We start from the raw sequence: 19841 nt of genomic DNA on the forward strand, positions 1-19841 counted from the left end.
ATGAAGGCTCATATTTTGGATGTCGCCGACTAACTTGATCCCTTCCGTTTCAAGTCGAGCCTCGCTGACCTTACCGACACCGGGGATGCGGCCAACGGGTAAGTTACGGAGAAACTCAAACGCCTCATGCGGCTGAATCACAAAAAGTCCATTTGGCTTCCGCCAGTCCGATGCAATCTTCGCCAGGAACTTGTTTGGGGCCACTCCAGCTGATGCGGTGAGATTCAACTCGTGGAAGATTGTTTGTCGAATCGCCTTTGCAACCTGTGTCGCCGTTGGCAAACCAGTCTTGTTCGTTGTGACATCCAGGTATGCTTCGTCGAGCGAAAGCGGCTCAATGATCTCTGTATGGCGTTGGAAAATTTCTCGAATGGCAAGTGAGACAGCTTTATAACGAACAAAATCGGGAGGTATGAACACAGCATCATGACACAACCGCTCGGCTCTGATCGCGGGCATTGCAGAGCGAACGCCGTATCTCCGCGCCTCGTAGGATGCGGCGCACACAACGGAACGCTTACCTTTCCATGCAACCACCACGGGGCGTCCACGAAGCCCTGGATCATCGCGTTGCTCGACGGACGCGTAAAACGCGTCCATGTCTACATGGACGATTTTGCGAGTGCCAATCGCAGCGATTGCAGAAGAAACCGTGAATCCCACATCCGGCAGCACTCTCTATGCGTCCCCCACATCACGCAACTTCTTAGAATGATTGTGCCAGTTTCCCCTTTTGTTCGCCATCACCAAATCTTAGTTTTTTGCTTCGCATAGAAATAATTCGATGGATTTTGCCAGCGCCGGGTGACTATGAGGCAAATTCATAGAGTCCCGCCGTTCCCCAATAGACCCGCGTGAACCGTCGCGCTATCTATCGATGAACGGCAGGATGGATGTTAGCCCTTCACTACAGCCTTCACTTGAGGTGGCGCAGCAATCCCGTTCTTCACCGCGTCATTGTTCTCCATGTCATGCAGCAGAGTATGAATCATCGCCTCATCCGTTGATGACGCATTTTTGATCTCTACCGGGAACAAGACAACATATTGCAATCCCGCGTCCGTAAGCTGCAGCCGTGGCTCAATGCCGGGTTTCTCGACAGCGGCATCCATCCACTGTTCCACGTTCTGATGCTGGGCTTCAATCGAAGCTCGGTAGGTGTTGTACGTTGTTGTCACAGCATTCAGAATTGCGCTTGTCGCTGCACGATAGTCTGCATCGGGCTTAAGTTTTACCGTCAACTCATGCCAGGCATATTCTGTACCGGGCATCTGCTTGTACAGCGGCGTTCCGCTCTGGAACAACACGGAGTTTGCAAACACCGCCACGCGCCCCGTGGGATGCAACTCCGTTCCCGTGCCAGTCAGTTCTGACATGTAAAAACGCACCAGACCAACTTCAATGACATCGCCCGTCACGCCTGCAACCGTAATACGGTCGCCTACTCGGACGCCATAGCGTCCCACAATGAAGAAGTATGCTGCCACTGAAAGCAGAATCGTCTGCAGTCCAACGGCAATGCCTGCGGTAATGAATCCCGCAAATGTGGCCAGCGAGCTGAACTGTGTCACAAAGCCAAAGATCAGTACTACACCCGTTAGAAATCCCAGCACCGTCCGCCGGATAATCAGAATCTGCCGGCGGCGACGGATGTCACGCACATACTTCACTGTTAGCCGTTGCCATATACCGCTGACAATGAACAACAGCAGCAGCGCCACTGCGATGAACACCACGCGTGCCAACAGCGAACGCAACAACGTGTTGTACTCTGCATTCACTACCGTGCGCCAGCTCACTAGATTTGCGCGTGCAGATTCAATCAGCAGCACTTCTTGCGACGACGGCAGCGTTGCGGTACTCAACACTCGGAACGTTGAGCTCAGAGCGTCATAGTGCTTTCGTGTTGCGCGCAAGGCATCTGCATCCGAAAGATTCGCAGGTGCCTGCATCGCAGCATCTCCCTGCTGGATAGTTGACCGCAGCAGAGAAAGGATTGGTGTGCGCAGATCGTTCGCCTGTTTTTTCAGGGCATCCAGTTCATGAATGCGACTATCGATGTCGCGTCGCGCACCTAGCAGTTGAAACAGCGCAATGGCCTGTGTGGAAACACCCGAATCGCGCACCGCCGATAGACTTTCCAACACCGGTGGCGCCGCTGCTGATTTTGTGGGAGAAGCCAGTTCCGGTGCAGCACGCAGCAGTCGCTCAACATCACCGGCAAGTCCCGTTGTTGTTTGTGCATCAGCCATTGAAGACAGTCGAGTCATTGCGTCCAGCATGGCCTTCTGCAACTCAAGCTGGCCCTCTAGCTGTTCATCGCGTTGCTGCAAAGCCGCAAGATTTTTGCCCCTTGCTGTACTGATTTGCTTATCCAGCGCCGTGTCCTGCGCAGCCAGATCGGCAATGCGTGCCTGTACCTTTGCACGCGCTGCAGTTAAGCGTTGCGACGTGGTTGGTTCTTGTGGCTGCGCGTTGTCATTGTCTGTGTCATCTGGTTGTGTCGCCTGAGCTCCTCCAGATGGTGTGCTGGAAGGTTGTAGACGATTGAACAAGGCAGCCAGATTGCGTGCGGACTGAAATGCTGTCTGCCCGATTTGCGCCGCATGTTGACTCGCCTGCTCACCATACAACGCATCGCTTGGCTCGCCCACCTTCTGAATCTGCGTGGTGGAAGCACGATAGAACCGAAGCACGTCGTTCAAGTGCTCCAGTATGGCCTTCCCTTGCGCCGTCGTATCAAGTCCAGGATTTGGAAGCCGCGGTAACGCGGCAATCTGCTGCGGTAACGTCTGTGCAGGGGTGGCGGATTTGGCTGAAGCAGCTGACTGAGCCGTCGCATTCGTGGTAGTGGCCGCAGTTGATGCAGGCACTGTCTTAGTCGTGTCAGGCGCCGAAGCTACAGCGGACGTTTGGCCGGGTGTAGGTAGAGAAAAGAGGGTGAAAAAAATCGCAAGCGTCCGGGTAGCAGATGGAGCAAACTTCATTCCTGATTGGATGCAGTTTTGCGGGCTAATGCTGTTCCATCGGACCATTGATGCAACCATGGTTCGATGGAATAACACCGCGGGTTAAGATCCGTAAACCATTCGAAACAAGGCTTATGACATAACCGCATGCGATATCGAGGATCGACGATTGACTTCAAGCCTCAGTACATTCGCTTCAAACACCCGACCTGAGCCTTCCAGATTCCTATCGGGCAGGCTCAGGTCAGCACACTTAGTGCGCCAAGCCAGGGTTCTTCCTGGCACTGATCAGATTCGCCATGATGCGGAAGCTTCCCGGAACGCCCTCTGGCATCTGTCGGAAGAATGCATAGGCAAGATATACGTAATAGCCTTTGCCGTACTGCGCGTAGATCAGGCCGCCCTGCTGTGGATCCTGGCCTTGATCATGCACTTCCGTCAGCGCGACATATTTCGGATCAAACGCTCCAGGGAAACCATGACCACGCTCTTCCACCCAATTGTCGAAGTCGCCGGGGACGATATGGTTTGGCCATGTAAACAAAGGATCATTCGGCTTTAAGATGCTTACCTTTGCATCTTCCTCCACAACCTTCTCCGCCTCTCGTGTCACCGGAATCACATAGGGTGCAAAGTCTCGCTCATACTCCGGGGACTGATACTCGCTTACGACCACACCGCCATTCTTCACGTAATCCAGTAAGCGCTGATTGTACGTGCGAAGCTCAGGACGGGCTGCATAGGTACGAATACCCAAAATGATGCAGTCGTATCCGCTGAGATCTGCCTTAGCGATGTCATCGCTGGAAAGCTGCGTTACGTTGATGCCGATATCCTTTAGCGACTGCGGCACTTCCTCGCCCGTGCCCATGATGTACGCCACCTTCAGATTCGGGGCCACTGTCACGTCTACGCCGGTCGTGCGGAACTTCGCGTCTCTGTACTGCGGATACGGGGTGATACCGGGATAGCCGATGGTTTGGAATCCACTTGCATACTCCTTGCCGGCATACTTCGCCACCGCACTGATCTCGTATGTCTTCGCTTCGACATTCTTCGGCGTGATCACAAAGTGGAGATTCGTGTCTTCACCATCACGCTTCGTGGCGAAGGTTTGCGTCGCGGGAGCAGTCCACCCATTTGGCAACTTCAGTTCCAACGTGCCTTGTGCTGGCCCCTTCACATCGGAATGCACTGTCACATCCAGTGATACGTTACCGGCCTTCAAAGGCATTACACCCGCAGGAGGAGTAACCCGCACGCTAATGGCAGGAGCCACTAGCAGTGGTTCCATTACTACGCCCAGCCCGTTGTAACGATGCGCTGTCTGCACCACGCTACGAAGCTCACCCTTAACCCCGTTGTAGGTATAAGTAGCAACTGCTGTCAGCGGATAGGACATCACCGGCAGCGTGACATATTGCGGTGACGTCAGGTTGTAGTAGCTCTGCTCAAGATTTGGCCGTTCAAAGTACGGTGCAGTGTATGGAGCATTTGCGGGTACTGTCGCAGAGATATACGCATCTTGTGCTGTTCCTGCGGCAACCGAGCCAGCAATTCCCTTCTGCTCTGTCAATTTCCAATCGCCGCCAGTATTGGGTGACAATTCTACAGAATCAACTTGCAACGGCTGGGTTCCTTGCGCTGCAACATGTACACCCACCAACACAGCCTGTCCTGGAATTGCTGTCGGGCTACCGGACGCAGTGGAGAAAACATTGTCTCCTCCACCCATGGGGCCAGATCGCCCCTGGCCCTGACCTGGAAGTGACGTCTGCACACTTGCCAGCAATGACGCACCAAGAGCCTGCCCCAAGGCAAAGTTGAACTGTCCTTCCTTTATCTGCAACTCATGCAATGCGTTGTAACGAGCCTCGTCAGGCAGCTTTGATGCCTTCAATTCGGCGATGAGTCCACGCGTCAAAGACAGGCCTTTTGCCAACGCAGGCGCGCTTGCCGATGGATCATTGGCGTTGTACTTCTGTGTCGCCTCATCAACCGTTGCAGCAATTGCCTCCAGCTTCGTGCGAACTGCGGTTTGCGCTCCCGCCGGAAGATATCCAGCAATGCCGGGCAATGATGTATCGATCCCATCGAAGAGAGATTCCTCATGCGCAGGTAGTGTTGCCGTTACACGCGATGCGTAGAGGTGATATGGACTATCAAATTTTCCCGGTGGAGGAATGGCTACACCGCCTGTCTGCGACTTCTGCTCGTTCAGGCCTTCTCTGGCCACCTGCAGATAATTGCGACCATACAAAGCGTTGTACTCGCTCTCCGGAACGATTACCGTCGTCGACGGAACACCTTGAATCGGCTCTCCGGTTACGTAGTTCTTAAATGCAACGGGTTCCCACTTGTTGGTCGCGTAGTCAAAGATCCCCTTCGGCGTAACCTGTGCAAACGGCACGCGCGCGTAAACCTTCAATGGCTTCCACGGTAGAAGACCTTCTTTGATCTGATCAGGAAACATCTTCGGATCAGCCGCAGCGTTGAATACTTCCTGCGCCATCACTCCGGCGGTTTGATGATGACCATGTCCGTCGGAAACATACCCTGCAAAGACACTAGTCACGACCATGGGCCGCACCGTTCTTACGACACGCACCACATCTTCCAAAACGCGGTCATGATTCCACTGCTTCAAAGCCTCTTCAAGTGTCTTGGAGAAGCCAAAGTCCGCAACACGTGTATAGAAAAGGTGTGATCCGTAGTAGCGGTTTGCTGCCTGATGTTCCATGGTGCGCAAGATGCCGAGCTGATCCCAGAAGTCGCCCGTCATTACGTTCTGGCCTCCCTCGCCACGATTCAAGGCCAGTAGTGACACGTCCGCCCCAACACCACGGCTTTCGTAAGCCAGCATCCCGCCATCTTCATCATCGGGGTGTGCGTTGATCTGAATAAGGCTTGCTCGCGTGTGCAACTTGCGGAGTGTCTCTGCAAGTCCAGGAGCACCTCGTTCAATCGGTAGGGGCTGCGCATAGGATGCATCCACAGGAATCTTCATCGGCTCAGGCACAGGTGTTTGCGCCGTAGCCTGCACCGCAACGACGGCGAGCGGCACACAATAAACGAACATCTGTACAGATCTTTTCCAGCTCCCACTGCTCACACATTGCTTCATCGAACGCTCTTGCCCCCTGGTATCCATCTCACGTCTTTCGGAATGGAATCCTTCTGTTGACAACCTTTCTAAATGACAATTAAAAAGTTTTCACCAACTTTTTAAATATTCCTTATAATCCTTCTCAATCCCGTGAAACGCCGTCTGGTCCCAACTCGCCGCCGCTCTTCGACTCGTACCACTGCCCCCCTGCGTTCCAAAACAGAGGTAATGGACGAGCCCGCACGACCAGCGCAGTTGCGTAAGACCAATCAACGTCTGCTGCTTCACCTGATCCGTAAACACTCCCCCTGCTCTCGTGCGGACCTTGCTCGCGTATCAGGGTTAGCTGTCCCTACAGTCACGCTGGCAGTGTCTGATTTGATTGAACGCGGGCTTGTCGAGGATGGAGGGGAAGGCGTTTCCTCGGGAGGGCGTCCACCCGCGATGCTCCGCTTCAATGCCTCCCACGGTTATGTCGCAGCAGCCGACATCGGCGGTACGTGGGTACGCATGATGCTTGCTGATCTGAACGGCAATCCAGTTGCCGAATGGGAAGACAAGCTTACAGAAAAAGGAAAAACCCCACGCGGTGTCATCGCTCATATCCGTCAAGGCCTTGATGCGATGATGAGCAGCTTGCCGGAAAAGCGCAGGATTCTTCATATCACGGCCGGAGCTCCCGGCATGACGGATATTGATCGCGGAGTTGTGTTGGCGGCCCCAAACCTCTCAGGCTGGAATGACGTTCCCTTTAAGACGTTATTGGAACGCGATTTGAACATTCCCGCCGGTGTAGACAATGATGTAAACCTTGCTTCTGTAGGCGAGTTCGCAGAAGGCGTAGCACGCGGTGTTGACGACTTCATCTTCATTGCAATCGGAACAGGCGTCGGCGCGGGCATTTTTCTGCGAGGTGCACTTCACCGCGGCGCGAACTGGTCCGCAGGAGAAATTGGCTATCTCCCCGTTGTAGGTATGGACCGTCAACGTGTTCGCATGCGCGATACGGGACAACTTGAACGCGTCATCGGTGGTGAAGGCGTTGAGCTGCAGTGGAAGACGCTGCTGCGTCAGGCGGGCATAAACGATCGGGCACGCATGCAAATGCGTGCGACACAAATTTTCGATCTTGCGCTGGAAGGCGACGCAACAGCTGAACAGGTTCTTGAGAATACGTCTCGCGTACTGGCGGACAGTCTCAGCAGCATCTCACTTCTCTTCAACCCGGAATTGATTGTGTTGGGTGGAGGGGTGGGTGCACATCCGGCGCTCTGTAGCGCTACCGATCGATGTTTACGTGAAAACGATTTCGCTTTGCCAAGGCTGCGCTCTTCATCTTTGGGTACAAAAGCCCAGTTGTTCGGAGCTATCGCGCAATCTCTTGCTGCTACCGAAACGAAGCTGCTGTTCTGACCGTTTCACGGTGTTCGCCCTTGCGTTCCGCCAGGAACAATCGGCCTTTCTCACATCACTTGCAGTTGCAGCACCCGGTTCATTGTCTTGTCTCTTCAAGGAGGAGTTTTATGTCCAGGTTTTCCAGGCTTTTTGTCTCATCCGCAATTCTTCTATCAACGACTTCCGCTGCGTGGAGCCAGTCCCAGTCCGTTTACGGTTCCATCCGTGGCCGTGCCGTCGACCCCAGCGGAGCATCCGTCCCAGGAGCGAACGTCACCGTCACAAACAATGCCGTTGGCTTCAATCGCACCGTCACGACTAGCAGCGATGGCTACTACACACTGGTCAACTTGCCACTGGGTACATATACCGTCAGCTTTGCAGCGCAAGGGTTCTCTGCACTCAAGGTTGACAGCGTCGTACTGAATGCCGGAACAGAGGCAACCATTGACGGCAACCTACGCATTGGAAGTGCCGGTGAAGAGGTTAATGTCACGGCTGCCAACGCAAGCATTGACCCCACCAACCTCAACATTCAGCGGACACTTGATCCTCGCGAAGTTGAGAATCTGCCGCTCACCTCACGCAATCCCTACAACTACATCATCTTCCAGCCTGGTGTTTCCGGGCACCCCAATCCGGAACTTGGCATTCCCCGCACCATTAACACGAATGGTCTTCTGGATCGCATTAACTACCAGATGGACGGCATGGCCAATACGGAGTCGGATCGTATTGGTCTGCGCCTCTTTCCTATTGGCAACATTTTCGTAAAGGAAGTACAGACGGTTTCAAACTCCGCGAATCCGGAATACGGATGGACCACGGGTAACGTCTACAACGTAATCTCAAACAACGGAACCAACAGCTATCACGGTCTCGTTCAGTATCTGCAACGTTGGCAGACAGCGACGGCATATCCGCTGCTTTCAACTCCAGGCAGTGCCAAGCCTGACCTGCAGTTGAAAGATTTCTCTGCGAATGCTGGCGGAAAAATCCTCAAGGACAAGCTCTTCTTCTTCGGCTCTTATGAGCAATTGAAGCGTGGCGTTCCTTCACCCGTTACGATTACGCCAGCGAACGCCGCAGCGATTGGGCTCGGTTCAGATCAGTTACAGGCTGCACCGGGACTTCTAAATGGCAAGTTTGCTCTTGGACGCCTTGACTGGACCATTAACCCGAAGAACCAGGTTATGGTTCGCTACAACTACTTCCTGAACAATTTCCCCTATAACACTCAGGTAGGCGGGCTTAATGCACGCTCTGTCGGCGCAAACTACCGCGATCGTGCGCACGTTTTTGGTGTTCAGTGGATCAGCACTATCTCAGACCATCTGGTAAATGAATTCCGTGCTTCACTGCCACTGCGCTCCAGTGTGACGTCCGCGGCAACACCGAGCAATGCCCCAACGGTTGTCATTACCAACGTGGCCACCTTTGGCGCATCGCCTGCGGGTGGAACCACCTACTTCGAAAAGCAGCCCTCCGGTTCGGAAAATATTTCTTATACGCGTGGCAAACACGATATGAAGGCTGGTTTTGTTCTGTCTGCAATTCAACAGCGGCAGCGCAGTGCAACCTTTAACACCTATACGTTTCCGAATTTGAATGCCTATCTGAGTGCTGTAAACGGATCCAATCGATATAGCTATGGGCAGTTCAGTTCGCAAACAGATACGTCCGGCATCGGTTATGCCTCGCTCTTCTACGGTGGCTACGTGCAGGATACCTATCACGCAACACCGAAAATTGTTGTCATGGGTGGTCTACGCTGGGACCGCTTCCAGTCGCCCCGCTCCAACACGAATGCACTTTATCCTGACTCACGAACATTCAATATTCCAGGTGCGAACTTCGCTCCACGTTTAGGAGTCTCCTACCGAGTTACCGATAAGACAGTTCTCAAGACTTCGGCAGGCATGTTCTATCAAGCAACGCCGACAAACTTGTGGTATTCCGCGCTTATCTTCGATGGATCGAACAAGCTGAACACTTACACCTATTCTCCAACGCAGGCCGGGGCTCCTTCGTTTCCGAATATTCCGAGCAGCACCGGAACTGTGGCGACACAGAATGTAGTCACAGCATCGCCGAAGTTCAAGAACGAATACACCTGGAACTTCAATACACAGATCACGCAGCAGCTTAGCGCTCATGACTCCATCACCATCGGCTACATCTTGTCGAATGGACGAAATCTGTTGTATCAGCACAACATCAATCTGCAGAATCCAATTGGCGTGCTTGCTGATGGACGTCCCGTCTTCAACTCAACAGTTGCAGCAAACCGTCCTGATCAGCGCTTTGGACAGGTAACGCGAGTGGAATCCGGAGCGAACAGCTCTTTCAACGCTCTCGTACTGAATTACACACTCAATCCGGTACGTGGTCTGCAGCTCAACGCCAACTACACCTGGTCACATACCATCACCGATGCACCAGAGGTCTACACCTTTGAACAGAGCGTCAATATCTCTGACACCACAAACCGCAAGCGTGATCGTGGCAACTCGTATGTAAACCGTCCGAGCGCCTTCAACATGACAGCCGTGCTGGAGCCGGAGTTCCACTTCGGCAACCGCTTTGGCAATAAGCTGGCAAACAGCAACCGTCTCGCCTTGCTTGCCAATCTGTCATCGGGTGACCAAGCAAACCTTATCGCTACCGTCACAGGCACAGGCGTTCTTCCTCAGTTGAACGGAGACCCTTCCACCACGACAGTACAGCGTCCAGCCTTCGTTGGCCGTAATACTTTCCGTTCCCCCAGCATCTACCAGGTGGACGCACGGTATACCCGTACCTTCGGAACCTATTTCGACCGTTTGCAACCGTCGTTCCTGTTGGAAGCGAATAACATCTTCAATCACCAGAACATCACAGGACTATCCCTTTCACAGCCTGTGTACGGTTTCATCACCAATGGAACGGCAGTGCAGAATGCAAACGCTGGCCTACCAGTAGCCGGATCAAGCATTACCACAACACGCACCACAGTCCTTGAAGCGCGTATTGTGCAATGGGGCGTCGCTGTCCGCTTCTAATCAAACGATACAGAGGAGCGGCAACCACCGCTCCTCTTCACCTTCACGAACTTAAGCAACAACGGTGGAGTCACCCCGTGTCGAACGTCACTTCCTCTTTCCCCGCTCCCATCTACCGCGAACAAGTCCTTGCGCATATCTTTGCTGATGCGCAACATCTCTTCCTGCCGTCTCTGCTGGAGATCGACCGCGCACATGCAGTCATGCTCTACCGCAGTGGCATCATCACCCGCGAGACAGCCTCCGCGTGTCTACAAGGTATTGATGCGCTGAAACTGGAAGAGCTTCGTTCTGCAATCTATGATGGCTCGGTAGAAGACCTCTTTTTTCTGGTCGAAAAGCAGCTCGCCGACATTGCTGGTGAGGAACATGCCGGAAGACTTCACACAGCACGTTCGCGCAACGATATCGACCTCACCATGTACCGCATGGTGCTGAGATCCAACCTGCTTGGCATCCTCAACGCATCTCTTGAACTACGCTCTGTGCTGCTGTCAATTGCGACGCAGTATCGTGACGCACTAATGCCCGCCTACACACATAATCAGCCGGCACAGCCTACAACGTTAGGTCATTACATGATGGCCATGATTGAGATTCTGGAACGGGATGCGGAAAGGCTTATCGCGTGCTTCGCGCGTGTGAACCGTAACCCTCTTGGCGCCTGCGCTATCACCACCACAGGCTTCCCTATCCAACGCGACATCACAATGCGTTTGCTCGGTTTTAATGGCCTCGTCGTAAATAGCTATGGAGCTATCGCAGCTGTCGACTATCTTGCCGAAGCGTGCAGTGCGTTAGCAACGGCGATGCTTAGCCTTGGCCGCTTTGCACAAGACATGTTGCTGTGGTCAACAGCTGAATTTAACTTCCTGCGTTTATCCAACGGCTACGTGCAGATCAGCAGCATCATGCCGCAAAAGCGTAACCCTGTCCCCTTAGAACACACCCGCATTCTTGCATCGCGTGCGCTCACGGAATCACACGCCGTGCTTGGTTCGCTCCACAACACACCTTTTGCCGATATGAACGATGGAGAAGACTCACTGCAACCTCTCGTTGCACTTGCCTTCTCAGACGCACAACGAGCGCTCACACTAATCGCTGGCGCACTCTCAGAGGCAACCTTTAACACAGAACATATGCAGCAACGTGCAGGCAGCAGCTTTCTCCCCGTCACTGAAGTTGCTGACACTCTCGTGCGTGAAACAGGCATTTCATTCCATGACGCTCACACCATCGTCTCTGCAGCGGTGAAGTCTGCGACCTCAGACGACGTCCCAGCTGTGGTGAACGACCTCTTCCAGCGCACACAGGAAGCCGGAATCAATATCGCGAAAGAGAAATTGCAACAGGCGATGGATCCGGAATATTTCGTTGCGATTCGTACCATCACCGGCGGTCCCGCAGCCTCAGCAATGCAACCGCAAATTGAGCACGCATCTCAGCAGCTACAACTAGATCAGCAATGGTTGGCCGCGACACGAGCCAATCTCGAAGAGGCAAAGGTGCTTCTTCATCGCGAGTGCGAATCAATCATTCAATTCCATCCGTAAGCCGGCAATTGTAGGATTATCGGAACGAGAATGAGCCTAATTCCTACTTCATGCATCCACTCCATCAAGAGAGCCAGATGAACGCAGTCAATCCATCCGAGCCAAACCTCCGCCGCCAACTCGGATTTACAGGAGCACTCTCAGCCAACATCATTGATATGGTTGGCGTGGGTCCGTTCATCACATTGCCCCTGATAGTGACGGCTATGGGTGGGCCGCAGGCCATGCTGGGGTGGATGCTCGGAGCGCTCCTGTCTCTCGCTGACGGTTGTACATGGAGCGAGCTCGGTACTGCATATCCAGAGGCGGGCGGCTCGTACGCCTATCTCAAATCTGCTTACCCACCGAAAATTGGTAAAGCGTTCAGTTTCCTTTACGCTTGGCAGCTTATATTCTCTGCGCCACTTTCCATCGCCTCCGGCTGTATTGGCTTCGCACAGTACGCCACATGGTTTCTGCCCGGCTTTAGCCATACGGCTCAAACCCTTCTGGCTCTTGCTGCGTGCCTGGCTTGCACAGCACTTCTCTTCCAGCCCATCCGCAAAATTGGCGCTGTCACGCGCGTTCTGGGTGGAGTGGTGATAGCAACTCTGCTCGGCGTGATTGCCATCGGCTTCACACACTTCTCACCATCATTGGCCTTAAGCTTTCCTCCCAACTCCTTTCATCTGAATGCTTCATTCTTCAGTGGTCTTGGGGCTGGCCTACTGGTTGCCGCATACGACTATTGGGGCTACTACAACGTCTGTTTCCTGGGCGCAGAGGTACGCGATCCCAGCCGCACAATCCCACGCGCGGTAATCGGCGCCATAATCATTGTCGGCACGCTGTATCTGCTCATGAACATTAGTGTGCTTGGCGTTCTTCCCTGGCAATCGCTTACACATAGCAGTAGCGGGGAACGGCAGTACACCATGGCAGTCTTCGTGCAGACAGCTTTTGCCTCGCACATATGGGCACACGCAGCCGCATCTGTCGCAGTTATTCTTATCGCCATTGCATCATTGGCTTCGGTTTACGCGCTTCTACTCGGTTACTCGCGCATACCTTATGCAGCTGCCCAGGATGGAAACTTCCCTGCCATCTTCGCGAAATTGCATCCTCGTCACGGATTTCCCGTGGTCTCACTCAGCGTGCTCTGCCTTGTCACGTTGATCTGTTGTCTCTTCCGGCTGCAAGAGGTTATTGCGTCGCTTGTCGTGCTACGTATCGTCTTCCAGTTTTTCCTACAAGGCATCGCTATACTGCTTCCGAAGCACAGAGCTGAGCGTGTACGCGATGGACGCTTCCGCATGCCACTCTACCCGCTGCCCAGCCTCATTGCCACAGGCACATTCATCTTCATTCTGCTATCTCGCCCAAAGATTGTGACAGAGTTCCGCTTAGCCCTCTTTGTACTTATCAGCGGACTTATTATCTATGCGATGCGATATCTGCAGCAACGCAAACAGCAAAATACTTAAGAAAGATCCGGGCATCAAGAGGCTCGTTCTCTCATGCTGCATTTGGCAGTCAGCTTATCAATTCGATAAGAGTTTGCGTGGCTTGTTCTAGATCGGCAATAGCAATGTGTTCTGCCCGGGTATGTGCAAGCCGGATATCCCCCGGCCCATAGACCACAGTTGGAATACCTGCTGCATCAAGGAAAGAAGCGTCAGTACCGTAATGTGCTGTCTCTAATTCAGCTTTCAGACCAATTGATTGCATCGCTTCCGATAGCGCTAGGCAGGGCAGGCTGTCTGGCGGAATGTAGAAGCCCGGAGATGCCATTAGCGGTGGATCGATCACGATGTATTCCTCATGAGCACGAAGAACATTGCGTAGTTCTTCGATCACGGAAGAATAGCTCTCCCCCGGAAGCAGCCGCCGATCTACCTCAATAGATGCGTGTGGCGGAACGATGTTAACCGCGAGGCCACCAGAGATGCGTCCTACATTGAAGGTCGCTGGACCAAGATCCGGGTGCACATGTTCTCGGAGTTGATCTGCATGCTGTCGCAGATCTCGAAGTACATCGGCCATCCGATAGATTGCAGAATCTCCCAGCCACGGCATTGCAGCGTGAGCCGCAGTGCCACGCGTGTGCAGACGAAAGCGACAAATCCCCTTGTGCGCATGAATGATCCGAAGCGACGTCGGTTCTCCGACAATGGCGAACGTGGCTCCACGAAGAGCATTCGTTGCGACAAGTTCGCGGATGCCAGCGAAGGAATACTCTTCATCGTGAACTGTTGCAAAGATCACATTTCGACGTAAGGGCCGGTTCCCTTTAAGTACTGCCGAAATGGCAGCCAGATATGTGGCCATGGAGCCCTTCGTATCACAGGAGCCACGCCCGTAGAGTTTGCCGTCATGTACACGAGGATCGAATGGGTCGATATCCATCTCAAGATGAGAGACGGTATCCATGTGTGCCTCAAGCACAACGGTTTCAGGCAGGCCACGGTCAATGTGCGCTACCAGGTTGGGATGCGCCGGATCGCGGCCGCTCAGTTCTGCATCAACATCCCAATGTCGCAAAGTTTCGCGCAGATACAAAGCCAGGTTGCGCTCAGAATAAATCGCTCCAGAAGCACCCGATCCCATGGGATTAATCGATGGAATAGCGATCAGATCACTGGCAATACGAACAACCTCATGCATGAGACATCTCTTTCATCCCTTGTAAAGCGAAACGGGCAGCCCTTATGCGCTCGTCTGCTCGCGACGAGAAGGAAGCGCAGTGATGGAAAGCGCTCCCAACGCCGCTACAGTAATCACGCAGTAGAGCGCAGGGTTATAGCTGCTGGAATGCTCCCGTAACACTGCGACCAGATATGGGAACCATGTTTGTGCGACCGTATTTATGGGTAACACTACGGACATAGCAGCTGCGAGCGAGGACAGTCCGAATTCCTCTGCAACCATCAGCGGAATGAGCATGTAATCCGCTCCCATAGCTACTCCAAACAAAACGCCAAAGAACACCGGCACATGTGGTGGATGAAGCAGCAATAGCGGAATAGCGGAAGCTGCTGTCAGGAAAAACGACAGCACCATCACGTACTTTGTAGACCACCAGTCTGCAAGCAGCCCGACAAACAAGCGTCCGAAAGTACTGGCACAAAGAATGAGGATGGACGTGGTCCGCCAAGCTGCATCCAACTGGCTACCTCGAACAAAGCCCGCATCCATAAAGATGAATTTCACATGCTGACTGATGGCACCCACAGTAGCGATAGAGCAAATACTTCCTAGAAGCAACAGCCAGAAAGTCCTACGTCGGACCATCTGCGAGATGGAAAGTCCGGTACTGACCGCTGCAAGCGAAACTTCTAATTCTCCATCTGGATTCAGCCCCAACTCCTGCGGCCGATCGCGCAGCACCCACAGCACAAGCGGCCATCCGGCAAACATGAGGGCTGCAAGCGTCAGCAAAGCAAACTGATATCCGTGACGATCCGTCAGCGGCTTCACTGCATAGGATCCCAGAGAGCCTACAACGCCAACGCCAAAATAGAGAATTCCCATGGCTGTGCCACGGCGCTTCTTAAACCACTGCGAGATGATCAGCTGATGCGGGATGGGGCCCGAAAGCAAATAACCAATTGTGTAGAGCCCCCACAACGCGAAATACACCGCAAGTGAACCGCGCATCCATGCAAAGCCTGCAAGTGCCGCTGCGGTAGAGGCCGTACCGAACAGAATCAGCTTGCGCTGGCTAAAGCGCGGAACCAGTACAGGCCCTACCCAGATTGTGAAAAGGGCAGCAAGCGGAAAGCCAAGAGTAATCTGGGGCCGACTCCAACCGAAAGATCGCTGAAAGTAGTCGTAGAAAAAACTCACGTTGTAATACGGAATGCCCTGCGCAATGCCGTAGGTCACCGCCCCTGCAATCGCGATCCACCAACCATAAAAGATCGATTGCCTCTTCGACATCTGTACTCTCCCCAACTCGAATACTTGCAGGTGCCTACTGCTCCGGTAACGCCCATGCGTAGACGACGCTATCAACACATGTGACAAGGTATTGTTTTCCATCAACCTGATAAGTCATTGCACCTGTGTTCATGGCTCCGCCAAGACGCTTATGCCAAAGCACCTTACCGTCAACAGGGTTCAGAGCAAGCACATTCCCGTTCAAGTCGCTGGTAAATAACAAATGCCCAGCAGTGGTCAAGATTCCAGGAAATCCCCAGCCCTCTCCGGCAGGCCGTCTCCACTGCACCTTACCGGTCTGGTAATCAATCGCAATGGTGAAGTAGTTAGAAAGAAGGCCAAGCGAACCACCACCCTGGTGATCCATCGCAAGGCCATGCTCGTCGAGAGCCAAGTACCAGAAGCTGTAACCTTCCCGACCAGTTACATATAGGAGCCCCGTCTGCGGATCCAAGCTGGGAGGCATCCAATCCGTACCTCCAAAGCTGGCGCTCGCAGTCAATGCTCCGTCAGGCTGAGGCTCGTGCTGTGGATCGGGGATAGGCTGTCCCTTCGTATTTATCTCTTTCGCCCAGTCTTGTTGCACAAAGGGGCTGGTCAGTAGGTGCTCACCAGTCTCACGATCCAACAGAAAGTAATAACCATTACCGCTAGCCTGAGCCAGCAGCTTACGCTTCTTACCGTGAAAGGGAGCATCGAACAGGGTTGGTGTCTGCACTGCATCCCAATCATGCGTATCGTGAGGGTTCACCTGGTAGTACCACTTCACCTTGCCGGTATCTGCGTCCATGGCAAGGATGGTATCGGTAAACAAATTCATGCCTTTGCGCACAGGGCCGGCAAGCACTGGATGCGGATTCGCAGAACCCCAGTACACAAGATTTAACTCCGGATCATACGTGCCGCTCATCCACATGGCGCCACCGCCGTGCAACATGGTCTTTTCGTTAGGCCATGTATTGGCTCCGATAGCATCTTTGCTGTTCGGTGTACTACTGGTCTGCCAAACCTCAACACCAGTATCCCAACGATAGGCATGCACAGCATGCTTCACATCGGCCTGGTCGCCAGATGTCCCCACTAAGACCAAGTCCTTCACTGCCTGAGGAGCAAGCGAGATGTAATAACCAAAAGCTGAGTCAGCAACCTTCTGTTCCCAAATCTGCTTGCCGTTCCGTGCATCCAGGCAGATAAGATGAGCATCAGGTGTGCCGATATAAATGCGGCCATGTGAGTACGCAACACCACGATTGCCGATGTGGTTTCCTTCGGATGGGCGTGAGAATTCCCATATCTCTGTCCCGGTCTTTGCGTCAACTGCCCAGGTAAGGTCAGGCACCGTGAAATAAAGAACCCCATCCACCATCAGCGGTGTGGACTTCATCGGCCGTGCATGTGTTTGGAATGCCCATGCGAGCGTCAGCGACTTCACATTGGTCGCGTTGATTTGATTGAGTGTACTGAAACGCTTACCTGAAGAATCCCCCAGATATGTTGTCCATTGGTCCTTAGCAGCAGACACGTTGCCGGTATTCACTGAAATCTGTGCGACGCTAAAATTCCATCCACTTGCAACAATAGCGGAGGTGAGAACGCACTTACTTGAGCGTTTCAAGATACGCGAAAAGATCATGTACATCCTTGTTCGTATATGTCGCGAGTAACTGACGGTGTTTCTCCAGAGGATCGTTCACCACCACCTTCAGGCCGGATACATTCCAAGAGTGGTAGTTCCCGTTCGCGTCTTCGATAGCCACATAGAACGGATCAACATGCAGAAGTTTCCCTGCATGTTGACTACCGTCCCGAAGCGTAACAATAGCCGTGGACGCTTTGCCGCGGGGATAGAGAATCCGGCCTTCTAGTTCCGTCGGCTGATACTTGGCCGCAATACCAGCGAGATCCCCTTTGACGTTGTGACATTGCGCGCATTGACCGCGATCATTGAAGTACGCCTCACCTGCATGCGCATTACCGGTAAGCAATTGCTGCTTCTGATAACCACCGCGTGGCCCTTCCGTCTCGCGAGAGTCAGTGAACAGGATGCGTGCATGCAAGAACGCAACTACATCCGACACCTGATCCTGCGTGAGAGTTGAGAACGAAGGCATTCCCTTCTCTATGCGCCCCCGATGAAGAAGCGGCGCAATCTGATCACCATTGTGGTCATGACGTACCAGTGCTGAGTCGATCAGGCTGGGTCCTACTGCTCCCTTAGCCGTGGGACCGTGACAGAAGGTGCAGTTTGCCGCATACACCTTCGCACCTCGCTGAACGTTATCCGCAGCCATGGGGTCTGTACGCTGCTGTGCTACCGCCCCTTTTACACCAAAGGTCAGAGAGAAAAGTAAAGCCGCGCAAGAAGCCGTACTGAAGAATGCGTATCTTGTCCAACGCAACACTTTCAAGACCTCTTCTCCTGTTCTACTTCGCACTTCAGTCGACGATCGCTTTCGCTAACCCGGACTCAAATGCTTCCACAGCGCGCTCTAAATCATGCTGAGTATGTGCGGCAGAAATCGACCATTGCTTCACGGCTATCGGAAAAACATACACGCCGTCGGCGATCATCTGCTTTCGTACGCACTGGTCGAGGTCGAAGTTGTGATGGGATGCAAGGTCGTACCAATCCACCGGCAGATGATCCATGAAATACGGACACAGCGCAGAGCCTTGACGCGCAACCACCATCTCCACGCCGAGGCGCTTGCCTACATCCTCAAGAGCGTTTTGCAACCATGCACCCTGCTCTTCAAAACGGCGATAGACTTCGCCATCGTTCGACTTCAGATGCTGGATCGTAGCAATAGCGGCGGCGACCATTACTGGATGCGCGTTGTACGTTCCAGCCAGCAGGACCCGCTTTGCGGCATCGGTTGTATTGAATAGCTCAAGAATATCCTTGCGCCCTCCGATCGCGGCCACAGGATATCCATTTGCAATCGCCTTACCGTATACCGCAAGATCCGGATTCACACCTGAGAGCGCAGCATACCCTCCCAGAGCATGTCGGAAACCGGTTTTCACTTCATCGAAGATGAGCAGAAATCCAAGTTCGTCCGCCAACTTACGCAGCCCCTGGAGATATCCCGCATTCGGCTTTACGACACCGATGTTCTGCAAAATTGGCTCAAGAATGATTGCAGCCGTAGGATACTTTGATGCAACCGTGCGGACAGCATCCAGATCGTTGTATTCAACGGGATGGACCAGGTCCTTATGAGACTGCGGGATGCCAGCGCTGATCCCAAGAAAGGGATACTCGTCACCGGTCCGTCGCTCGCCCAAATCTTTCAATGGTGTCATCAGGTTGCATGCCACGTCGTTATGCCAACCGTTGTATCCGCCCTGCATCACAATGATGTGATCGCGGCCCGTTGCGGCTCGTGCGAGACGCAGCGCCTGATACGTCGCTTCGCTACCTGTATTCAGCAGCGCAACAGATTCAAGAAATGGGGCGCATCCACAGATCAGTTCTGCAAGATCACCTTCGAGTGATGTGGTACCGCTGCCATACAGGCTGTGCTGCTCAGAAATGACATTCACGACGGCAGCATTGACTGCTGCAGCATTGTGTCCCAAAACATAAGGACCAAATGCTGCATGATAGTCGATATATCTCTTGCCATCCGAATCTGTCAGATGAGCGCCTTCAGCACTCTGAAACAGTATGTCGGGATCAGCTTTTCGATTGATGGAGGCAATGCCACCCACAAGATATTTTTTACTTTTCTCACGCGGATCACTCGCGCAAGAAGCAATGACCGAAGATTCTGCCAACATGCTCATTCTCTTTTTTTGAAAACCGTCTTCATTGGGGGATGAAGGGCGTGATCCAAGTCTGGAACACGCCCAC

Annotated in this window: 12 protein-coding genes and 1 pseudogene; 5 read left to right on the forward strand and 8 right to left on the reverse strand. The window is 53.3% G+C overall.

The window, feature by feature from the left end; all coding sequences use genetic code 11:
* The 3 genes from dinB to JAO32_RS03910 form a co-directional block, all read right to left on the reverse strand.
* Positions 1-663 (reverse strand): DNA polymerase IV (dinB, locus tag JAO32_RS03900; protein ID WP_334237690.1); only part of this gene is annotated, 663 nt, incomplete at its 3' end.
* Between the two features lie 233 nt (positions 664-896).
* The gene (locus JAO32_RS03905; protein WP_334237692.1) at positions 897-2873 is read right to left on the reverse strand and encodes a mechanosensitive ion channel family protein; all 1977 of its coding nucleotides are present in this window, start codon (positions 2871-2873) and stop codon (positions 897-899) included.
* A 349-nt stretch (positions 2874-3222) separates the two neighbouring features.
* Positions 3223-6048 carry a PIG-L family deacetylase gene (locus JAO32_RS03910; protein ID WP_334237694.1) on the reverse strand — a complete coding sequence of 942 codons (2826 nt, stop codon included), beginning with the start codon at positions 6046-6048 and terminating at the stop codon, positions 3223-3225.
* A 255-nt stretch (positions 6049-6303) separates the two neighbouring features.
* Here JAO32_RS03910 and JAO32_RS20010 point away from each other — a divergent pair.
* The 5 genes and pseudogenes from JAO32_RS20010 to JAO32_RS03930 all read left to right on the forward strand — a co-directional run.
* Positions 6304-6465, forward strand: a pseudogene (locus JAO32_RS20010) (winged helix-turn-helix transcriptional regulator); the annotation flags it as partial.
* Between the two features lie 54 nt (positions 6466-6519).
* Positions 6520-7488, forward strand: coding sequence for an ROK family protein (locus JAO32_RS03915; protein WP_334237696.1), 969 nt, complete (start codon positions 6520-6522; stop codon positions 7486-7488).
* A 110-nt stretch (positions 7489-7598) separates the two neighbouring features.
* Entirely contained in the window at positions 7599-10511 is a 2913-nt protein-coding gene (locus JAO32_RS03920) for a TonB-dependent receptor (protein ID WP_334237698.1), read from the forward strand.
* A gap of 77 nt (positions 10512-10588) precedes the next feature.
* On the forward strand, positions 10589-12067 hold the full coding sequence (gene argH / locus JAO32_RS03925) for an argininosuccinate lyase (protein WP_334237700.1): 1479 nt from the start codon (positions 10589-10591) through the stop codon (positions 12065-12067).
* A gap of 77 nt (positions 12068-12144) precedes the next feature.
* Positions 12145-13530 (forward strand): APC family permease, encoded by a 1386-nt coding sequence (locus tag JAO32_RS03930; RefSeq protein WP_334237702.1) that lies wholly within the window; start codon positions 12145-12147, stop codon positions 13528-13530.
* A gap of 49 nt (positions 13531-13579) precedes the next feature.
* Here the strand turns inward: JAO32_RS03930 and JAO32_RS03935 are convergent, their stop codons facing one another.
* Genes JAO32_RS03935 through JAO32_RS03955 form a run of 5 tightly spaced genes read right to left on the reverse strand, consistent with a single transcriptional unit; the run spans position 13580 to position 19768 of the window.
* Entirely contained in the window at positions 13580-14710 is a 1131-nt protein-coding gene (locus JAO32_RS03935) for a M20 family metallopeptidase (protein ID WP_334237703.1), read from the reverse strand.
* A gap of 42 nt (positions 14711-14752) precedes the next feature.
* On the reverse strand, positions 14753-15985 hold the full coding sequence (locus JAO32_RS03940; RefSeq protein ID WP_334237705.1) for an MFS transporter: 1233 nt from the start codon (positions 15983-15985) through the stop codon (positions 14753-14755).
* Positions 15986-16019: 34 nt separating this feature from the next.
* Positions 16020-17618, reverse strand: a complete 1599-nt coding sequence (locus tag JAO32_RS03945) for an acido-empty-quinoprotein group A (RefSeq protein ID WP_334237707.1) — start codon at positions 17616-17618, stop codon at positions 16020-16022.
* Positions 17584-18387, reverse strand: coding sequence for a c-type cytochrome (locus JAO32_RS03950; protein ID WP_334238021.1), 804 nt, complete (start codon positions 18385-18387; stop codon positions 17584-17586). The genes JAO32_RS03945 and JAO32_RS03950 overlap by 35 nt, the downstream gene beginning before the upstream one ends.
* A gap of 34 nt (positions 18388-18421) precedes the next feature.
* Positions 18422-19768 (reverse strand): aspartate aminotransferase family protein, encoded by a 1347-nt coding sequence (locus JAO32_RS03955; protein ID WP_334237709.1) that lies wholly within the window; start codon positions 19766-19768, stop codon positions 18422-18424.
* Positions 19769-19841 lie beyond the last annotated feature (73 nt).

The sequence above is a fragment of the Terriglobus sp. ADX1 genome (assembly GCF_036877645.1).
In the GTDB taxonomy this organism is placed as follows: domain Bacteria; phylum Acidobacteriota; class Terriglobia; order Terriglobales; family Acidobacteriaceae; genus Terriglobus.